At 53.0% G+C, this 18,010-nt stretch carries 16 protein-coding genes; 5 read left to right on the top strand and 11 right to left on the bottom strand.

Annotation, left to right across the window (positions count from 1 at the left end; genetic code table 11):
• Nucleotides 1-13: 13 nt before the first annotated feature.
• Genes ACK4IR_RS08830 through ACK4IR_RS08845 form a run of 4 tightly spaced genes read right to left on the bottom strand, consistent with a single transcriptional unit; the run spans nucleotide 14 to nucleotide 2,076 of the window.
• Nucleotides 14-394: a DUF1818 family protein gene (locus ACK4IR_RS08830; protein WP_409874002.1), complete on the bottom strand. Its 381-nt coding sequence runs from the start codon at nucleotides 392-394 to the stop codon at nucleotides 14-16.
• Nucleotides 395-405: 11 nt separating this feature from the next.
• Complete coding sequence (locus ACK4IR_RS08835; RefSeq protein WP_409874003.1) at nucleotides 406-1,209, bottom strand: MlaE family lipid ABC transporter permease subunit; 804 nt, start codon at nucleotides 1,207-1,209, stop codon at nucleotides 406-408.
• Between the two features lie 9 nt (nucleotides 1,210-1,218).
• The gene (locus tag ACK4IR_RS08840; RefSeq protein WP_409874004.1) at nucleotides 1,219-1,764 is read right to left on the bottom strand and encodes a DUF3172 domain-containing protein; all 546 of its coding nucleotides are present in this window, start codon (nucleotides 1,762-1,764) and stop codon (nucleotides 1,219-1,221) included.
• A 39-nt stretch (nucleotides 1,765-1,803) separates the two neighbouring features.
• A complete protein-coding gene (locus ACK4IR_RS08845; RefSeq protein WP_409852031.1) occupies nucleotides 1,804-2,076 on the bottom strand; it encodes an RNA recognition motif domain-containing protein in 273 nt (90 codons plus the stop codon).
• A 440-nt stretch (nucleotides 2,077-2,516) separates the two neighbouring features.
• Between ACK4IR_RS08845 and ACK4IR_RS08850 the strand changes: the two genes are divergently transcribed.
• Nucleotides 2,517-3,905: an NAD-dependent malic enzyme gene (locus ACK4IR_RS08850; protein ID WP_409874005.1), complete on the top strand. Its 1,389-nt coding sequence runs from the start codon at nucleotides 2,517-2,519 to the stop codon at nucleotides 3,903-3,905.
• A gap of 3 nt (nucleotides 3,906-3,908) precedes the next feature.
• Here the strand turns inward: ACK4IR_RS08850 and ACK4IR_RS08855 are convergent, their stop codons facing one another.
• From ACK4IR_RS08855 to ACK4IR_RS08880, 6 genes are all read right to left on the bottom strand, one after another.
• Nucleotides 3,909-5,273 carry an S-layer homology domain-containing protein gene (locus tag ACK4IR_RS08855; protein ID WP_409874006.1) on the bottom strand — a complete coding sequence of 455 codons (1,365 nt, stop codon included), beginning with the start codon at nucleotides 5,271-5,273 and terminating at the stop codon, nucleotides 3,909-3,911.
• Between the two features lie 125 nt (nucleotides 5,274-5,398).
• Entirely contained in the window at nucleotides 5,399-7,276 is a 1,878-nt protein-coding gene (locus ACK4IR_RS08860; protein ID WP_409874007.1) for a cation:proton antiporter, read from the bottom strand.
• Nucleotides 7,277-7,491: 215 nt separating this feature from the next.
• Nucleotides 7,492-7,794: a DUF2499 domain-containing protein gene (locus ACK4IR_RS08865; RefSeq protein ID WP_409874008.1), complete on the bottom strand. Its 303-nt coding sequence runs from the start codon at nucleotides 7,792-7,794 to the stop codon at nucleotides 7,492-7,494.
• Nucleotides 7,794-8,846 (bottom strand): zinc-dependent dehydrogenase, encoded by a 1,053-nt coding sequence (locus ACK4IR_RS08870; protein ID WP_409874009.1) that lies wholly within the window; start codon nucleotides 8,844-8,846, stop codon nucleotides 7,794-7,796. Before ACK4IR_RS08870 ends, ACK4IR_RS08865 begins: the two co-directional genes overlap by 1 nt.
• Nucleotides 8,847-8,912: 66 nt before the next feature.
• Nucleotides 8,913-10,232 (bottom strand): DNA (cytosine-5-)-methyltransferase, encoded by a 1,320-nt coding sequence (gene dcm / locus ACK4IR_RS08875; RefSeq protein WP_409874010.1) that lies wholly within the window; start codon nucleotides 10,230-10,232, stop codon nucleotides 8,913-8,915.
• Nucleotides 10,201-10,974 (bottom strand): Eco47II family restriction endonuclease, encoded by a 774-nt coding sequence (locus tag ACK4IR_RS08880; RefSeq protein WP_409874011.1) that lies wholly within the window; start codon nucleotides 10,972-10,974, stop codon nucleotides 10,201-10,203. The genes dcm and ACK4IR_RS08880 overlap by 32 nt, the downstream gene beginning before the upstream one ends.
• A 263-nt stretch (nucleotides 10,975-11,237) precedes the next feature.
• On the opposite strand from ACK4IR_RS08880, the gene ACK4IR_RS08885 reads away from it, so the two are divergent.
• The 3 genes from ACK4IR_RS08885 to pgsA all read left to right on the top strand — a co-directional run bounded on the left by ACK4IR_RS08885 (nucleotide 11,238) and on the right by pgsA (nucleotide 15,261).
• Complete coding sequence (locus ACK4IR_RS08885) at nucleotides 11,238-13,472, top strand: glycoside hydrolase (protein ID WP_409874012.1); 2,235 nt, start codon at nucleotides 11,238-11,240, stop codon at nucleotides 13,470-13,472.
• A 165-nt stretch (nucleotides 13,473-13,637) separates the two neighbouring features.
• Nucleotides 13,638-14,681 (top strand): class II fructose-bisphosphatase, encoded by a 1,044-nt coding sequence (gene glpX / locus ACK4IR_RS08890; RefSeq protein ID WP_409874013.1) that lies wholly within the window; start codon nucleotides 13,638-13,640, stop codon nucleotides 14,679-14,681.
• A gap of 73 nt (nucleotides 14,682-14,754) precedes the next feature.
• The gene (gene pgsA, locus ACK4IR_RS08895; protein WP_409874014.1) at nucleotides 14,755-15,261 is read left to right on the top strand and encodes a CDP-diacylglycerol--glycerol-3-phosphate 3-phosphatidyltransferase; all 507 of its coding nucleotides are present in this window, start codon (nucleotides 14,755-14,757) and stop codon (nucleotides 15,259-15,261) included.
• Here pgsA and ACK4IR_RS08900 read toward each other — a convergent pair.
• Complete coding sequence (locus tag ACK4IR_RS08900; RefSeq protein WP_409874015.1) at nucleotides 15,246-16,898, bottom strand: alpha/beta hydrolase; 1,653 nt, start codon at nucleotides 16,896-16,898, stop codon at nucleotides 15,246-15,248. The two genes, pgsA and ACK4IR_RS08900, sit on opposite strands and share 16 nt — an antisense overlap.
• Nucleotides 16,899-17,068: 170 nt before the next feature.
• Here ACK4IR_RS08900 and rpiA point away from each other — a divergent pair, with 170 nt between their 5' ends.
• Nucleotides 17,069-17,776 carry a ribose-5-phosphate isomerase RpiA gene (rpiA, locus tag ACK4IR_RS08905; protein WP_409874016.1) on the top strand — a complete coding sequence of 236 codons (708 nt, stop codon included), beginning with the start codon at nucleotides 17,069-17,071 and terminating at the stop codon, nucleotides 17,774-17,776.
• Nucleotides 17,777-18,010 lie beyond the last annotated feature (234 nt).

The raw sequence follows: 18,010 nt of genomic DNA on the forward strand, positions 1-18,010 counted from the left end.
AAAGGGATGTCTTCTATTCTAAACTTTGCCCCTGCGCAATCCTGTGCTGCAACTCACAGCAGGCAAGGAGAAAGTCAGGAGGCACAGGGGCAGGCCATGTGCCTTCAACGCGGCGATCGCCCAACACAATTAGATGCAGGCTATAGGCATGGGGATAGCCCTCCAATTCCAAATGCACAGCGTCGTTGCGGCCATTGAGGGTAATCATTTCCTCCGGCATCAATTCGGGGGCGATCGCCTGAAGCTCCTCGTGGAGTTGACAAAATAAATCTACAAATGCGTTGAATTCCGCTTCTGTGAGTTCCGTGGCCCAGTCCTCAGCGCCCACCAGCCCGGCATAGGGTTGATCCTTGCGCCAGCCCACTCGCCAGCCTTGCCCCACCCGCAGTTCCACAGACTAGACCTCTAAAACGTGGGAACGAGGCTACTGTTGCCGCCAAAGAGTGCCCAAGATAGGAAAAAGTTGAGAATAAAGATCGCCAATAGCGAGATCACCACAGCTGCCGTCGTGGATTGACCGACCCCCTTGGCGCCCCCCGTGGTTGTCATGCCCCAATTGCAGCCAATGATGGCCACTACACCGCCAAAAATACCTGATTTGATAATTGAACTCCACAGATCCCAAGTTTGCAGAAAGTTCTGAATGGAGTCAATATAGACCCCCTGCGGAATGCCGTAGAGAGACTCGGCAATCATCAAGCCCCCCCACAGGCCGGTCACCAAGGCCAAGATATTGAGAATCGGCAACATCAGCACACAGGCAATAAACCGTGGCACCACCAGATAATCTACGGGATCTGTGTTCAACATATAGAGGGCATCAATTTGCTCGGTGACCTTCATGGTACCAATTTCAGCCGCAAAGGCGGAGCCAACCCGTCCGGCCAGCACCACCGCCGTCAGCACCGGTCCTAGTTCCCGCGCAAGGGCGATCGCCAGCACCCCACCCACCGCCGAGGTGGCACCAAAGGTAATAAATTCACGGGCGACTTGAATCGTAAACACCATGCCTACAAACGCCGCTGTAATCAGGGCAACACTAAGGGAGGCAGGCCCCACCAAAGCCATTTGCTCAATTAAGTTGCGCAGAGCAATCCGTCCCCGTACCAGATAGAAGATGACTTGACCTGCCAAGAGAAAGGCCGTACCCAAGCGTTGTACCCCCTGACTTGCACGCCAGCGCAGCCGTGGCCACTTCATCGCCTTCATCGTTGCGTCCTAGAAATTACCGGTTTCACCCGCCGCCCCATTACCCAAACCTGAGAGTTTGAGGAAGAGGTTTTTATCCGTTGTGCTCTGATAGACACAGCTTATTTCCGGTTTGCTTTCAAGGTTGCCCACATAGCCAAAGGTATTCAGCCGCTGCCGACAACTGCGCAATTGTTCTCCCGTAATCAGTTGGCGCTGCTCTAGGAGGGCGACGTTATTGGCGCGAATCACACAGCCCGGCTGCATCGAGGGCTGGGACACAAAGACCGAAAAGGGGTTAAAGGTGACGAAAATCCGCGTATCCACGGCGATCGCGCTGGCACCAAATTGCACACAAATATCGGGATTGGGCGCTGCCTGATCAATAAACTGCGTCGAGGCCACGTTATCAGGGTTCAGGGTCGTGGTTTTACTAAAGGTGACCCCCACACCGACGCCAATAATAAAAACCCCTCCCAACACGGCCAAAGTGCGGGTATTCACCGGTGACTTTGATTCTGGCTGGGGAGGCCGACGAGTTTGGGGACGCGATGGCGAGGGCGAACGTCGAGGCATAGCAGGAAGAGTGAACAGCACTTCCCTACCAGTATGCCCTTAGAAGGCAGAGTTTGACTGCCCCCCCGCTTGTTTTGGCTTTGCCTTATTGACCTTGAGCACCCGTCCTAGCCATGTCGCACCGTCAAGATCATCAATGGCCACAGCCTCCTGAGTTTCATCCACCAGCTCGACAAAAGCAAAGCCACGCCGCTTGCCCGTTTCGCGATCCACCGGCAACACAATCCGGCGAATAGCACCATATTTTTCAAAAACCTCGCGAAGATCGTTTTCAGTGGCCTCGTACGAGAGGTTGCCGATGTACAGTGTCATAATCCGAACTCAGAAGCAATTTGACAATCATCATAGCCTCTCACTTTCCCTGACCCATGCGATCCAGACTACAGAACCCAACACTTTGCAAAGAAAATTAACGTTTTCTATCCGCTCTACAATATCGAAGGGTTAAAAAGAAATTAATTCCTCTCTTGAAGTCGCGTAGAGAGTTCGAGTCCGACAGATTCGGCAAATTGCTGCCAAGCTCATTTTTTCGTAGAATCCCTCGGAGTCGCTCTGGGAGCAGGTTTGAGTATTTTTAGTCACTTTGTAGAAAATAATTTGCCCCCCCTTGCAAGGGATCCCTCGGAACAGGGGGTTGCAATCCGCTCAGAGAGATGCTCTTGCTTCCCTTCGGGGAAGCTGATTAAATGGAAACTTAAATGGAAACTTAAATGGAAACGTATCAGACAGTACCTTTTGCCGTTAAGTTTTAGATGGTTAAGCTGACCCCGACGCCTGCCTATAGCCTGACGCTGCGATTAGAGACCTCTTTGGATCCGACAGACTTGGCAACCGTTCTTCAGGTCATTGGTGAGCAGCAGGGGCAAGTGGGTTCCATTACTCTCATCGAGAAAACGGCCAATAAGGTTCTGCGGGAACTGGTGGTGGTGGCTGCTAGCCGCGATCATGCTACAGCAATTGTCAATGCTGTGAAATCCGATACTCAGGCTACTGTGCTAGAGGTGAGCGATCGCACCTTTCGGCTCCATGAGGGCGGCAAAATCACCGTCAAAAGCAAATATCCCCTTCAGACCTACGACGATCTGGCAATGGCCTATACGCCGGGAGTCGGGCGCGTGTCTCAGGCGATCGCTGACGATCCGCAATTGGTGCACAAGCTCACCATTAAAAGCCATACGGTGGCCATTGTCACTGATGGCAGTGCGGTCTTGGGATTAGGCAACATCGGGCCGGCGGCTGCTCTACCGGTCATGGAGGGCAAGGCCATGCTTTTTCAGGAATTTGCCGGCCTAGATGCCTTTCCCCTTTGCTTGGGCACCCAAGACGTGGAGGAAATCGTTGCCACCGTCAAGCACATTGCCCCTGTGTTTGGGGGGATCAACCTCGAAGATATTAGCGCCCCCCGCTGCTTTGAGATCGAAGCCCGGCTGCAAGCGGAACTGGAGATTCCCGTCTTCCACGATGACCAGCATGGCACTGCCATTGTCACCCTTGCTGCCCTTAAAAATGCCCTGCAATGGGTGGGTAAATCCCTAGAAAAGGCGCGTATTGTCATTAACGGTGCGGGGGCAGCAGGGATTGCGGTGGCTCGACTCCTGCGCAACGCCGGCGCCAAGGACTTAATTCTGTGCAATCGCCGAGGCATTCTTTCAGTGCAAGGAGAGCTGACCCCCGCCCAACAGGAATTTGCCGTTCCCCAAATGGGAACCCTTGCCGATGCCCTTGAGGATGCCGATGTTTTTATCGGCTTAAGTGCTCCCGGCGTGCTTACATTGGAAATGGTGCAACGCATGGCACCCGATGCAATTGTTTTTGCTATGGCCAACCCGGTGCCGGAAATTCAACCGGAACTTATCTATGACCATGTGGCGGTGGTGGCCACCGGCCGCAGTGATTATCCCAATCAAATTAACAATGTGCTGGCGTTTCCGGGCGTCTTTAAGGGAGCACTGAATTGCCAAACACCTCGGCTGACCGAAGAGATGTTTTTAGCCGCAGCAGAAGCGATCGCGAGCTTGGTCAGTCCCTCGGAACTGCACTCGGCCTATATTATTCCCTCGGTGTTTGAGCCACGGGTGGCACCGGCGGTGGCCAAGGCCGTCGAGGAATGCGCGCGATCGCTGGGATTGGCGCGTGCCTAGTCGCTATCGGGAGACCGTAAAGGGTTGAGTCAGAGTCAAGCCCAAGTCCGTATTGGCATCAATCACCACCAGTCGCTGCACGGCCGGATCAATGGCGCCCCCAATTGTGGCACCGGCGGCGGCTCCGGTAATTACTTTTTCGGGCGTAATTTTGCGATCGCCAATCACCGCAGAGGCACCGGCAGCCACGGCAGCGCCAATCAGGGTATCGCGAATAATGGAGGTAGCCGGCCGTCCTTGGTTGGTTTCAATCGCGGCACCGGTCACGGTTCCGGTGAGAACTTTGAGGGGGGTAATCTTGCGATCTCCCACCAAGCCAGAAATCCCCGCAGCTACTGCCGAACCAATGGCCGCATTGCGGAAGACATTGCCAATGTTGGGGTCACGAGCATCGCGAATCGTGCGAATCACTTGAGAATTGGCGGCGATCGGCAGTTGGCGATTATTGATCACCACCGTATTGGCGATAAATTGAGACCCCCCTTCGACGGGCTGAACTTGGCCAAAAATTTCACTGCCCACGGGAATCACAAGACGCCCTTGGCTATCGCGGACATCAGCAGCCGTCACCAAGCGGATGGCAACCGTCTCATTGGGGCTCAGGACAATCCGCTCCGCATCCGGGAAACGGGCGGGAATTTGCTGCCCTGCCGGCAGGTTGAGGGCAATGGGGGCAGCAGTCGCTGCACCGGCAATGTACTGAGTGGGCACCAAGGCTTGGGTACCGGGAGCACGGGTCGCTTGACAGAGGAAGGCGGCAATATCCGCACGGGTGGCCAGTTGATTGGGGGCAAAGAACTGCACATTGGGATAGTTCACCACCACCTGTTTAGCAGTGGCAGCAGCCACCCCCCCACGGCCGTAGGCTGGAATTGCATCCGCATCATTGAACTGGGCTAAGACTCCCTCCACAGAAGGCGGTGTGGGATACTGCAAGCCACTCGCCAAGGCCACGATCGCCTGAACGCGAGGAATGTTTTGATTAGGCTGAAACACATTGCCGGGGTAGCCACTCAAGAAGCCGGTACGGGTGGCATTTTGAATTGCACCGGCAGCCCAGAAGGTAGTGGGCACATCGTTAAACGTACCGGGCGCACGCACCACAGGAGCATTGGGAAACGCCTTCCCCAGCATGGCAGCATATTCAGCACGGGTGACTTGCGCAAAGGGACGGAAGGTGCCATCGGGATAGCCGCTGATAATGTTGCGACTGGCAAGGTGATCAATACAGGTCTGTGCCCAAATACCTTGGGTATCGGTAAAACGGGATTGGGCTTGAGCCGGCACAGCAGCTACAAGGGCAAGGGTACCAGAACTCATTAAACCGCAGCTCAAAACTGCCAAGCTGCGCTGTGCTAGGTTCGGCATACAACTCTCTCCAAAGTCTAAATCACTCAACTTTTACAAGCAGGGCTGGGTTGCCCCACCATGTATCGGCTAGGGAATCACGAAATTATTCATGTTGCTGATGCTTATGGACGGCCAACAGGGTTCTAGGTTCCCTTGGCAGTCGGCGCTTCGCTGGGCACCAGTACCGATTCCACTTGGGTATTCATTTGCCAGCCGGAAATCAGCGCCGCAGGAAGGGTATGGGGTTTGGGACTGTGGAGCAGGTAAATCAGGCGATCGCCCACTTGCCACTCTTCATTAGCTCGCACCACCCGCAATCCCTCTGGACGTTCCACAAGAAGGGGCAGCACTTTCCCAGAGCGCACCAGAGCATCAAGGTGTTGGCGTTGGAGTTGCGATCGCTCCTCCTCAATTACCAGCTCCCCCAGACGAACTGCCTCACTGTTGATATACTCATTCCATTTTTTAATCGAGAGTTGGGTGGCAAAGGCTGGACTCAACCCCAAGGGACAATCCTCTAACTCAAGGGCAGCCAAAACCCGTGGGGGATGAAATTCCTCAAGAACGCGCTGGGCCAGTACGGCATTCACCTCTGTATTACTGGTTACCGCCAGATAGGTACCCAACTGGGTAATCCCTGCCTCCTGCAAAATATTCAAATCAAGGGCACTGCTGAGATAAACCGGCAGGTGGTCGCAGCGGGCTTGTTCCACGGCTTCTGGATCCGTGTCAATCATCACCACCTCTTCCCCGCGATCGCGCAAAATCCGCGCCAGCAGGCGACCCAAGGGTGTACAGCCCGCAATCATTACCCCGGAAGCCCCTTGGGCACGGACATTCAGTTGCATTGCTACCCAGCGAGCCGTTAAGCCTTGACCAAAGACGGTCATCAAAATCGTCAGGAACACTTGTCCTTTGATGGCATCTCCCCCACTAATTCCCGCATTGGTAAGGGTGATCGAAAATAGAGAAGCCACCGAAGCAGCAACGATTCCGCGCGGGGCAATCCAACTGAGGAAGGCTTTTTGTTGCCAACTGAGATCACTGCCCCACGTACATAGCAGCACACCAAGGGGACGGATGAGAAACATCAGGCATAACACCGTGAGCACCCCCGACCACCCTAGCTCCAATAGACCGGCGAGGGAGAGATCGGCAGCGAGCAGCACAAATAAAACCGAAATCGAGAGCGTACTCAATTGACCCTTAAAGCGCCGCAGCAGGCGCCCCCCCGGCACATCCGACCAACGCAGCACCAGCCCAAGAACCACCGCTGTCATCAAACCGGATTCACTCACCAGTTGATCCGAGAGCCAAAACAGCCCCCACAGCACCGCCAGCACGAGAAGATTGCGAAGATCATCGGCCAGAAACCAAGCGCGGCGCAGAAACCGACTGAGCAACCAACCGCCCATGCCGCCGATCAAGGCACCCACCGCCAAGCGCTGAATAATCCCAAGGGCGATCGCCCCCATGCCAAGGTCTTGATTGAGCACCACGTTCAGCACCATCACCGCCAAAATGGCACCAATGGGGTCAATGAGAACCCCTTCGCCTTCGAGAATGACAGCCAGTTTGTGCTCTACCCCCACTTGCCGCAGCAGAGGTCCAACAACTGTCGGCCCGGTTACCACCACAAGGGAAGCGTACAGAAACGCCAGTTGCCATGGAAATTCCCCCAACCAGTGGGCGGCCATCGCTCCCCCCACCAAGGTAATCAAGCTCCCAATACTCACGAGCTTCCAAAGGCTGCCGCTAATGTCTTGGTCGGCACGGGTGAGATCTAAACTCAAGCCTCCTTCAAAGAGAATCAAGGCTACGCACAGAGGCACTAAAACCTCTAGGCCTTCACCTAACACCTCTGGATGCACAAGACCCAAGCCACTTGGCCCCGAAAGAATACCTGCGAGTAACAGCAGGACAATGCTAGGAAGATGAAGCCAGTAGGCAGTGATTTGGGCGCCAATTCCCAAAACCACAGTGATGACGAACAAGGCGGTGAGTTCGGCACTACTTTCCATTGCAGCCTCCACAGAGGTTTAGGCGTTTAGGGCTAGACTGACGGGCAAATGTTCCTCCTTAGTTCTCTATGTGATAGTTCTCTATGTGATGGTCTATCCTTTGCATTGATTTGATACAGGGATTCCTAGGGAACCTGATTACAGAATACTGGAACTCTTTCAACACTACCAATTTCAATAAATATTGCTAAAAAGTAAGACGGCCTGCGAACACCCTAGGACGTGCTTTGCGATCGCCCCCACAGCCATGCCGCTGCCCCACAGAGGGTACAGTTGCCAACAAAAGTCAGCAGGGCCTGCAGATCCACCAACCAAGCCAGTGTCACCGCATTATCGAAGTAATGCCACGTACAGGCACACATGGCACTCACCAACGCGGGTAGCATTGCCCACGCCAACCACCGCCACCCCTGTGCCGGACGGCGACGATCCAGTTGAGCCACAAACCAAATGGCCGCCATCCACTCTAGCACACTGGAAATATGCACTATCCAGGTGGGAATTGATAGGGCGTGCATTAGGCCTCCGGATAGATGAGGATCTTGTAGGTGTCCGGGTCGGGGTGAACCGCCCGCTCCACCGCTGCCGCCAGTTTTGAGAGGGGATAGCGATCGCTCACCAAGGTTTTCACATCAATGCGGCGGTTAAAAATAATGTCGCAGGCAAGGGACTGCCAGCGATAGGAGGAGCTGTAGCTGCCCATGAGGTCAATCTCCCGCCGATAGAGGATATTGGGATTGAGGGGAATTTCGACTTCATCGGGAAACTCGGCAAAAAAGAGGATTCTGCCCCCCTTGCGCGTACACTCTAACGCTTGAAAAAAGGCCTTCTCACTGGGGACGGCCAACAAACTGACATCTACCCCTAGACCGTGGGTCAGGGCTTGCACCTTAGCAGCAAGATCGGGATCGCGGGCATCAAAGGCGGCAGCAGCACCCACTTCTTTAGCTTTGGCAATCCGCGAGGGCAATAAATCGGTGGCGATCGCCCGCGCTCCAAAGAGATTCACCAGCATGACAAACATCAGGCCAATAGGCCCTGCCCCGGTGATCAGCACCGTTTGACCGGGAGCAACGCCCGCTTTCTTGATTGCCTTCAGACAACAGTTGGTGGGTTCGACAAAACTGGCTTCTTCATCGCTAATCGCATCGGGAATCGGAATGAGTCCCCCATGCTGCACAATGTGTCCCGGCACTTTCACATACTCGGCAAAGCCACCCCCACTGGGAATAAAGCCCGCCGTTGTCGTTACTGTCTTATAGACATGGCACATGGAGTAGTTTTCATTCAAGCAGTAGGCACAGTGCATACAGGGGATATGGTGCATCACCACCACCCGCTGACCCACCTGCCAACCCGTCACGGCCTCACCCACCGCCGCAATTTCACCGGCCGTTTCATGGCCAAAGATGCGGGGCGGCTCATAGAGGGGATAGCGAATTTTTTTGATGTCCGATTGGCACAACCCAACTACCCTGACCCGCACCAAGACTTCATCGGCAGCAATCTCTGGAATCGGAATCTCTTCGTAGCTGAGTTGATTTACCCCTCGGAACACTTGGGCTTTCATTGCAACCTTGGCAAACTCGTCACCCCTAAGATACAGCCCTTTTCCCAAGGAGGGAAGCCACGCCCCCTAGGCAAATGAAAACTCTAGTTGCTTAGCCGAGGGTGAAAAAACAGCAGGCTGAGGCAATTTCGTTTCAAGGGCATTCAATAAATTTACCAGCGATCGCCCCACTGCTGCCGCTAAGTTAACGGGCACCGCATTGCCAATCTGACGATACTGACTCGAAAGAGAACCACAAAACCGCCACTCGTCAGGGAACGTTTGGATACGGGCATATTCACGCACGGTCAGGGGTCGGGTTTCGGTGGGATGGCAGCGTTCCGTTTGCTTTTGGGCAGGAGAGCAAGTCAATGTCAGCGCCGGTTCATCCCATGCAAGGCGCCGTGCCATGCCCGTTTTGCCCCCATCGAGGTGAAAACTGCCCATCAAATAGGCCCGCTGAAGGTCGGGGGGTAAGTCGCGCCAACATCCCCCTTCAGGCACCCGTTGTAAAATTGCCGCTTTCTGCGCAGGGTAGCGCTGACCCTCAGAAGGCGGCACATCGGTTTCGTAGAGCACTCCGGCTTTGAGGGCGTCCACCAACGTCATGATTTGCGGACAAGGACTAGGCCAAGCGAACTGCGCGTAGAGAACCAAGTCATTACGAATTCCTACCAAGAATAAGCGCTGTCGCTTTTGAGGAACGCGATAGAACAGGGCATTGAGAACCTGTGGTGGCAGCAGCGTATAGCCCATGTCTGAAAGTACGGTTTCAATCGTTCTAATGGTACGCCCGCGATCGTGGCTGAGCAGACCCCGCACATTTTCCGCCAAGAACACTTTGGGTTGAACTTCTTTGATGGCTCGTGCAAATTCAAAAAATAGCGTGCCGCGGGTGTCAGCAAAACCTAATTTTTCACCTGCATAGGAAAAAGCCTGGCAGGGGAATCCACCGGTCAGCAGGTCAATTTCTGTCTCGATTAGACCTGCCCAGTTAAGCGTGCGAATATCTGCCTCAACCACTGGCCACTGGGGACGATTTTGCCGCAACGTCCCGCAGGCATCCTTATCAATTTCGTTCAGACAGACAACGTGCAACCCCGCCCGTTCTAATCCCAAAGCCAGACCTCCTGCCCCTGCAAATAATTCAAGGGTTTGGTAGGGTCGCAAGGGCTGGATCAATTGTTCCTGCTCCCAAGGGCTGAAAATAAGTTCCCGGAATTTGGCAAACTGAAGCAGTTGTGCCATAGGATAGTAGCGTTTGCCCCGTTCATCTTCTTTACTACAGGTCAAGAGACCGTGACGCTCCCACTTTTGTATAGTAGTTTTTGTTACATTGAGAATATCGGCGATCAACTCAGCCGAGAGGACATCATTAGTCTTGTGTAAAATTCTTAAATCCTTCATAGCTGTCAAATGCTAAAAGATAAAGAGCTGTCAAGAGATCTTGATTATGTTTTCTTAACTCTTCCATAATATTGTTATTTTCAGATGAGAAGCCGATTTCAATTCCTTCATCTCTAATGACTTTAATGACATCACGAATAATTCGTGGTAGTTTTTTGCACAATTTTACAAATGCGTGATCATCACCCGTTGCAATCGCATAAAATCTATCAATTGAAATTATTCTTATTCTTTCACATTCAACAACTTCATTGTCTATTGTAACAGACCAAGGATCGTTTCTAGACTCTTTTGAAATTACTTCAATCAAGAAACAAGTTGCTTTTAAATTATTTTCGATCGTTCTTCGCATCTTGCGAAAAGTGTTTTCTTTTGCATTACTGTTCATTGTGTTAAATTTATTTTTGATTTCTGCATAATAATTTTTCTCATGATTAACTATATCATAACCTAATTTAAGAACTTCCCAGCCTTGAATGTATTTAAAAATATTTTGATGAAAATATCCAATTTGATTATTATTAGACTTATCAATTTGTCTTATGATTTCTCTTTGAATAAATTCGACATCACTGAGATTATATACAAGCATATCAAAGGTTGCTTTTATTGGATCAATTTTAAGCTTTTTGAATTCCGTGTAATTGATTGATAAACGATACTTTAAAATTATGTCTTTAACATGGTTACGAATATTATTGTCGCTAATAAACCCTAAGTTGTACTGACTTCCAGTGGACATAATCAATTTTTTGAAAATCCAAAAGCTTTATAGAGAATGGTACAGTATGTACAGTACTTTTTATATGGATGGAATACACCCAAAATGGTCAAAACTACTATGGGCCGACAGCAGGCACTGAGGCAGGAGCATAACCCATACTCTAGAAAAGGGCTATATTAAGATTTTTGCTGCTTGTGAGATGTTACGTAACAAAGTGGTGCTGGAAGAAACTCTCCTGAAATACTAGAGGAGAAGTCTTAAGTACTGGGGGCAAGTTTGTTGTGGCCTATCCCTTGCACATTGCCTTCATTTGGCACCAGCACCAACCCCTCTACAAAAGTTGCCGCACGGGTCAATACCTGCTCCCTTGGGTACGGCTCCACGGCACCAAGGATTACTTAGATTTAGTTCTTGTCCTCGCCAAATATCCCCGCCTCAAGCAAACTGTCAACCTTGTCCCCTCACTGTTGCTGCAAATTCAGGACTATGTGAACGGAACGGCTCTGGATCCCTACCTGACAGCAACACTGACACCAGTTGAGCAGCTCACGGATCAACAGCGGTGGTTTATCATTGAGCATTTTTTTGATGCCCACCACCGCACAATGATTGATCCCCATCCTCGCTATCGGGAACTCTACGAGCAGCGGCAAACTCACGGGAAAACATGGTGTTGGCAAAATTGGCAGCCCCAAGACTATGGGGATTTGCTGGCGTGGCACAATTTAGCGTGGATTGATCCTCTCTATTGGAAGGAGCCAGAGATTGCGCAGTGGTTGTCCAAAGGACGTGACTTTAGCCTCAGCGATCGCCAGCGAATCATTGCCAAACAGCGAGAAATTCTCAGCCAAATCATTCCCCAGCACCGTGCCCTCCAAGAGGTAGGTCAAATTGAAGTCACCACCACGCCGTACACCCACCCAATTTTGCCCCTTTTGGTGGATACCGATGCTGCAAAAGTAGCCGTTCCCAATATTGCCTTGCCCCAACGGCGATTTCAATATCCCGAAGATGTCTCTCGGCATCTGCGGCGGGCACGGGTTCTCTATGAACAATTCTTTGGGCGATCGCCCCGCGGCCTGTGGCCCTCAGAGCAAGCGGTCAGTCCCGCCATTCTGGAACCGATTCTGGAGCAGGGGTTTGAGTGGATCTGTGCCGATGAAGCCGTCTTGGGCTGGACAACGGGAACCTATTTTCACCGCAACGAAGCGGGTGTGGTGCAACAGGCCCATGTCCTTTACCAACCCTATCGCCTCACCACGGCCAAGGGCGATCTCCACATTGTCTTTCGTGATCACCGCCTCTCGGATTTAATCGGCTTTACCTACAGTGCCCTGACACCGGAGGCAGCGGCAGCGGATCTGCTTCAGCAGCTGGAGGGCATTCGCCAACAACTCCTTGCCTATGAAGGCAGGGGTCAGACCAGTCTAGCCCACCCTTGGCTTGTCACCATTGCCCTCGATGGTGAAAACTGCTGGGAGTACTATCCCCGCGATGGCCTGCCTTTTCTGGAAGCGCTCTACCAAGGCTTGAGCGAGAGCAAACATTTTGCCTGTGTTTCGGTAGCAGAGTATCTGCAACAGTATCCCCCTCAGGCGGTGATCTCCGGTTCGGCGCTCCACAGCGGCTCTTGGATTGACGGCAATTTCTGCACCTGGATTGGCGATCCGGTCAAAAACAAAGCTTGGGACTGTCTGGCGGCAGCTCGCCAAACCCTAGAACAGCATCCCGAGGCCACGGAAACGAAGAATCCTGCGGCATGGCAAGCCCTTTTGGCGGCAGAAGGCTCCGACTGGTTCTGGTGGTTTGGTGAAGGCCACTCCTCGAACCACGATGCCATGTTTGACCAGCTTTTCCGTGAGCACTTGATGGCGCTCTACACGGCATTGGGGGAACCGATTCCTGAGGTTCTCAAGGAGCCTCTAGAAGTCCACGCAGCCAAGCCGACCTACCCGCCCCAGGGCTTTATTCACCCTGCAATTGATGGGCGCGGTGATGAGCAGGACTGGAACTTTGCTGGCCGAATTCAAATCGGGGGCAGCCGGGGGACGATGCACCGCCAAACCCTGATCAATCGCCTCTGGTATGGGGTAGATCACCTGAATATCTACTTGCGTCTGGATGCCCCTCGCCAAAAACAGCCCTTTGGAACCGACATCAGTACCCTGCACTTTTGCTGGTACTACCCCAACAGGGTGGTGTACACTAGCCCCCTCTCTGACCTGCGGGACTGCCCCGATGAAGCCCCCCTCAACTACCTGTACCACCATCAGTTAGTGATTGACCTAGAAAAGCAACAGCTCACCTTCAAGGAGGCGATCGCTAACTATCAATGGGAAGAGCGCCCCACCCATGCCCGCTATGCGTTGGGCACCTGCCTAGAGGTGGCCATTCCTTGGGCAGATCTACACCTGCATCCTGATTGTGGCTTGCATCTGTTAATTGTATTGGCCCAGGATGGCTATTACTTAGATCATCTGCCCACAGAGCAACTGCTCTTTTTGACCACCCCCTAGCTCTTGAGGGGAAGCGTTAACAACAAGCGATCGCCCTATTGTCCCCAAGAAGCGACGCTTGAAAGCAAATAATTTGCAGCGAGAAATTATTTTCTGCGTACCAAAGTTCTGTAAGCTCAGAGAGGAAACCTCTGCGGGATCAACTTGTGCAGTTAGGAGGGTTGTGTGGATAACGTCATCGGCTTAGAGATTATTGAAGTTGTCGAGCAAGCAGCGATCGCCTCAGCGCGGTGGATGGGCAAAGGTGACAAAAAAATGGCGGATCAGGTGGCCGTGGATGCCATGCGCAACCGCATGAATCAAATCCATATGCGCGGTCGCATTGTGATTGGTGAAGGGGAACGGGATGAAGCCCCGATGCTCTATATTGGCGAGGAAGTGGGCATTTGTACCCGTCCCGATGCGGCCCAATACTGTAACCCCGAAGAACTCATTGAGATTGACATTGCCGTTGACCCCTGTGAAGGAACCAACCTCTGCGCCTACGGTCAACCGGGTTCGATGGCGGTCTTGGCCATCTCCGAAAAAGGGGGGTTGTTTGCAGCGCCGGACTTCTACATGAAGAAATTGGCGGCACCCCCGGCAGCTAAGGGCAAAGTGGATATTCGTTACTCGGCGACCGAAAACCTGAAAATTCTCTCGGAGTGCCTTGACCGCGCCATTGACGAGTTGGTGGTGGTGGTGATGAAGCGCGATCGCCACAATGACTTGATTCAAGAAATCCGCGACGCCGGTGCCCGTGTCCAACTGATTACTGATGGCGATGTCTCGGCAGCCCTCTCCTGTGCCTTCTCTGGTACGAACATTCATGCGCTCATGGGTATTGGCGCTGCGCCTGAGGGGGTGATTTCTGCTGCGGCCATGCGAGCCTTGGGCGGGCACTTCCAAGGGCAACTGGTCTATGATCCCGCCGTGGTCATGACCAAGGAGTGGGCCAATCGCACCCGCGAAGGCAACCTCGAAGAACTGAAAAAAGCCGGCATTACGGATCCCGATAAAGTCTATGAAGCTGAGGAATTGGCCTCTGGGGAGACGGTTCTCTTTGCCGCCTGTGGCATTACCCCCGGTATGCTCATGAAGGGGGTGCGCTTCTTCAAGGGCGGTGCCCGTACCCAATCCTTGGTCATTTCCACGCAGTCGAAGACAGCGCGCTTTGTGGATACGATCCACATGTTCGATCAGCAGTTGAAGTCGCTCCAGTTGTACTAAGCCCTGCCTGTTATCAACGAGAATAGACTCCCTCCCCGCGAGGGGGTTTTCTTATTGTCTAGGGGGGAGGAGGATGCCCTTCAATTTAGCCACCACCATTACCCTTGCTCGCCTATTAATCGTGTTCGGAATTCTGGGTCTGCTCTCCTTCAATAATGGAGCGGTCTATCGCTGGTGGGGGGTGGGTCTGTTTCTGATGGCTGCCCTTACGGATTGGCTGGATGGTTATATTGCCCGCCGTTGTCATCAGGTCACGGATTTGGGCAAGGTGCTTGATCCGCTGGTGGATAAGCTATTGATCCTCATGCCGCTTTTACTCTGCATTGAATGGGGAGAGGTGCCGGCATGGTCGGTGGCGTTGATCCTGTTTCGGGAGCTAGGGATTGCCGGTTGGCGAGTGCAGCAATCGCAAATTCAGGGGGCAAACCTTTGGGGCAAAGCCAAAACCGTTAGCCAGATGGTGGCCGTGGGCTTGCTCTTAGCGCCCTTACCTCCGAGTTGGCAGGGGGGAATTGTCATTGTTTATGGTGGGGCGATCGCCCTCACGCTAATTTCCGGGGCACTTTATTTGCGAGGCTGACTCCCCATTCGGCCTGCCAGTACCTCCTGCAACTGCTGCGGATTAATGTGATCCACCCAATAGGCTTGAAAGGTAGGCTGTGCCGCTTGGTTAGCAAACGTTTGACTCAGGAAAGGCCGCAACTGCTCGTTTTTTTGATTAAACACCCCAAAGAATGCGGCAGCTAGGCCCTTGAAAAAGGGTTGTGCCAAGCGCGGATTTGGGCCAATGAGGTCGTTGGGAACCGGCAATACCCCTTTTTCACTGACCCCCACCGCCGAAAAATGGGTGCCGGGCACCAGCATGGCAAGGTACTTGGGCTGTGCCTGCAACCACGTAAAGGGTAAGACTTGCTCCTCCAAGGGGGGCGCAAAGACATCTTTGCTACTGGAAAGGATCAGCGTGGGTACCTTGATGTTGGCCATGCCGCTTTCGCCAATTAGAACGCTGCTCACCGGATTGACAGCAATCACAGACTTGACCCGTGGATCTGTGGGCATGACGGGTAGATCGGCAAGACCAACGCTACGGCATTGCAGGGGCAGGGAAATGTTAAAGATAAAGAGATCATTCGCCGCCGCCAGACAGCGTTGTTTGACGGCATTCCAGTCAACGGTACCCCCCGCCGCTGCCAGTACTGTAAAGCCTCCCATGGAGTGACCAAAGAGGCCAACATTTTGGGTGTCAATTTTCAGGGCAGGGTTTTTCTGAACCAAAGCCGCCACGGCATCCACGCCAAACTTCAAGTCAAAGGGACGCTGCGCCCAATCCTTCGGCAAATTCTCATAGTCTAAGGGTGCCCCTGACAGAAAACTACTGATCCGACTGGCATCAGAGCCGGGGTGAGTCACCGCCAAAACGGCTAGCCCATAACTGGCTAGGTGCTCTGCGAGGTAGGCAAATGTCGTGCGGTCTGAGGCTAAACCATGGGAAATCACAATCAGAGGCGCAGGGGCGGTGATTCCCCTGGGTACATAGAGATCTGCGGGAATGGAACCAGTGGTGCGATTGGGATTGGTAAATTCAATTTTTTGCTTTTGCCACTGAAAGGGACCCTTTTGAGCAGGATTGAGGGCTGGCAGAGGCGTTTTCGGTTGGAGTTGCGCCAAGCGTTCGACAAAGTCTTGCGCTCGTTGTTCTTGATTCAATGCACGGGTAAAGGCACCCACGGCCTTCAGACCCAACTCACCGTTGACTTTAACACTCTTGCCTGGAAAGGCCTGTAGCACTGAGAGGAGGGTAATGCCTGAGGGAGAACTGGCGGCGGTGGTTAGGGCTTCACCAAGGGCTGAGCCACCATTAACATCATTATCTGCACGAATGACTTGGCCGATACGCTCTAAAAAGCTTTGACCAATGGGACTTTTGACAAACTGGCGGACGGTGGTGGGTTCTAGATCCATGCGCGTCGTCAAGGCCTCCCGCAGACTTTGCTGCTGATCGGGGGGAAATAACTGGATTAAGAACCGGAGCTGCGGGCTAGCATTCCCCGTTGTTGCAAATGTGGCAAGATCCCGAACTTGAACCTCTAGTTTGCCGAAGGCAGGATGCCCAAGGCTAAGGTGCTCGGCCGCCAGTCCACCGGTGCCCCAAAATGCTGCGGCCACCCCCAAGAGGGAAAACCACTGCCATTTTTGCTTTGTACGCGCGATCGCCATCCTTAAAACACCCTTAGCCAACCATTAGCATTATCCTCGTTGGCAACGTCACCGGCAACTCATTTCCAAAGACAGGTGGGCTGAGAAACGGGTTCCTATTCCTTAGAAAAAGCCTGTAAAGGGCGGTGGTGTGGTATTGTGCTTTTGGAAAAAGCTAGGGGAATCTGTGCATGAGTGAGGATGCCGTCAAGCAGATGAAACAGGCCGTGGCCAAGGCCGCTGCCGATCGCGTGCAGTCTGGAATGATTGTCGGCCTGGGCACCGGGTCAACCACCGCCTTTGTCATCCAATTTTTGGGCGATCGCCTGCGCCACGGAGAACTAAGCAACATCGTCGGTGTGCCCACCTCGTTTCAAGCTGCCGTTCTTGCCAAAAAGTACGGTATTCCCTTGGCGACCTTAGATGATGTGGAGTGCATTGACCTTGCCATTGACGGCGCCGATGAAGTAGATCCCGCCAAAAACCTGATCAAGGGGGGTGGGGCAGCCCATACCCGCGAAAAGGTGGTTGACTCCCTTGCGGATCTGTTCTTGGTTGTTGTAGATAGCACCAAACTGGTACAGAAATTGGGGTCCACCTTCCCGGTGCCTGTTGAAGTGTTGCCCTTTGCCGTGGCTCCCGTCACTCGCGCCCTGAAGAACCTTGGCGGTCAGCCCGAACTGCGCATGGGGGTGAAAAAAGATGGGCCGGTGGTCACCGATCAAGGCAATCTTGTCCTTGATGTCAAATTTGCCGACATTCCTAACCCCGCCGAACTGGAGAAAACGATGAACAACATCCCCGGCGTCGTCGAAAATGGCCTTTTTGTCAACGTGGCTGATGTGATCCTCGTTGGTGAAATTGTGGATGGCCAGCCCCGTGTCCGTGAAGTGAGCTAGCAGTTTTTTTTCATTTAATCAGCTTCCCCGAAGGGAAGCAAAGCTTCAGGAACAGACGAAACATTTCAATATCGTCAATGGTTTCCATTTAATTAGCTTCCCCGAAGGGAAGCAAGCTACGCCATTCAAATCACAAGTCCGGATTTTTCCGGAGTGTTTCCATTTAATCAGCTTCCCCGAAGGGAAGCAAGAGCATCTTTTATAGCCTCTCCTTGAGCAGATTGCAACCCCCTG

Source organism: Thermosynechococcus sp. (assembly GCF_046299635.1).
Lineage (GTDB): Bacteria > Cyanobacteriota > Cyanobacteriia > Thermosynechococcales > Thermosynechococcaceae > Thermosynechococcus.

Excerpts from the sequence above, each read along its gene's own strand:
- ACK4IR_RS08835 (WP_409874003.1), bottom strand. The coding sequence starts at position 1,209 with ATGAAGGCGATGAAGTGGCCACGGCTGCGCTGGCGTGCAAGTCAGGGG.
- ACK4IR_RS08840 (WP_409874004.1), bottom strand. The coding sequence starts at position 1,764 with ATGCCTCGACGTTCGCCCTCGCCATCGCGTCCCCAAACTCGTCGGCCT.
- ACK4IR_RS08845 (WP_409852031.1), bottom strand. The coding sequence starts at position 2,076 with ATGACACTGTACATCGGCAACCTCTCGTACGAGGCCACTGAAAACGAT.
- ACK4IR_RS08850 (WP_409874005.1), top strand. The coding sequence starts at position 2,517 with ATGGTTAAGCTGACCCCGACGCCTGCCTATAGCCTGACGCTGCGATTA.
- ACK4IR_RS08855 (WP_409874006.1), bottom strand. The coding sequence starts at position 5,273 with ATGCCGAACCTAGCACAGCGCAGCTTGGCAGTTTTGAGCTGCGGTTTA.
- ACK4IR_RS08860 (WP_409874007.1), bottom strand. The coding sequence starts at position 7,276 with ATGGAAAGTAGTGCCGAACTCACCGCCTTGTTCGTCATCACTGTGGTT.
- ACK4IR_RS08865 (WP_409874008.1), bottom strand. The coding sequence starts at position 7,794 with ATGCACGCCCTATCAATTCCCACCTGGATAGTGCATATTTCCAGTGTG.
- ACK4IR_RS08870 (WP_409874009.1), bottom strand. The coding sequence starts at position 8,846 with ATGAAAGCCCAAGTGTTCCGAGGGGTAAATCAACTCAGCTACGAAGAG.
- dcm (WP_409874010.1), bottom strand. The coding sequence starts at position 10,232 with ATGAAGGATTTAAGAATTTTACACAAGACTAATGATGTCCTCTCGGCT.
- ACK4IR_RS08880 (WP_409874011.1), bottom strand. The coding sequence starts at position 10,974 with ATGTCCACTGGAAGTCAGTACAACTTAGGGTTTATTAGCGACAATAAT.
- pgsA (WP_409874014.1), top strand. The coding sequence starts at position 14,755 with ATGCCCTTCAATTTAGCCACCACCATTACCCTTGCTCGCCTATTAATC.
- ACK4IR_RS08900 (WP_409874015.1), bottom strand. The coding sequence starts at position 16,898 with ATGGCGATCGCGCGTACAAAGCAAAAATGGCAGTGGTTTTCCCTCTTG.
- rpiA (WP_409874016.1), top strand. The coding sequence starts at position 17,069 with ATGAGTGAGGATGCCGTCAAGCAGATGAAACAGGCCGTGGCCAAGGCC.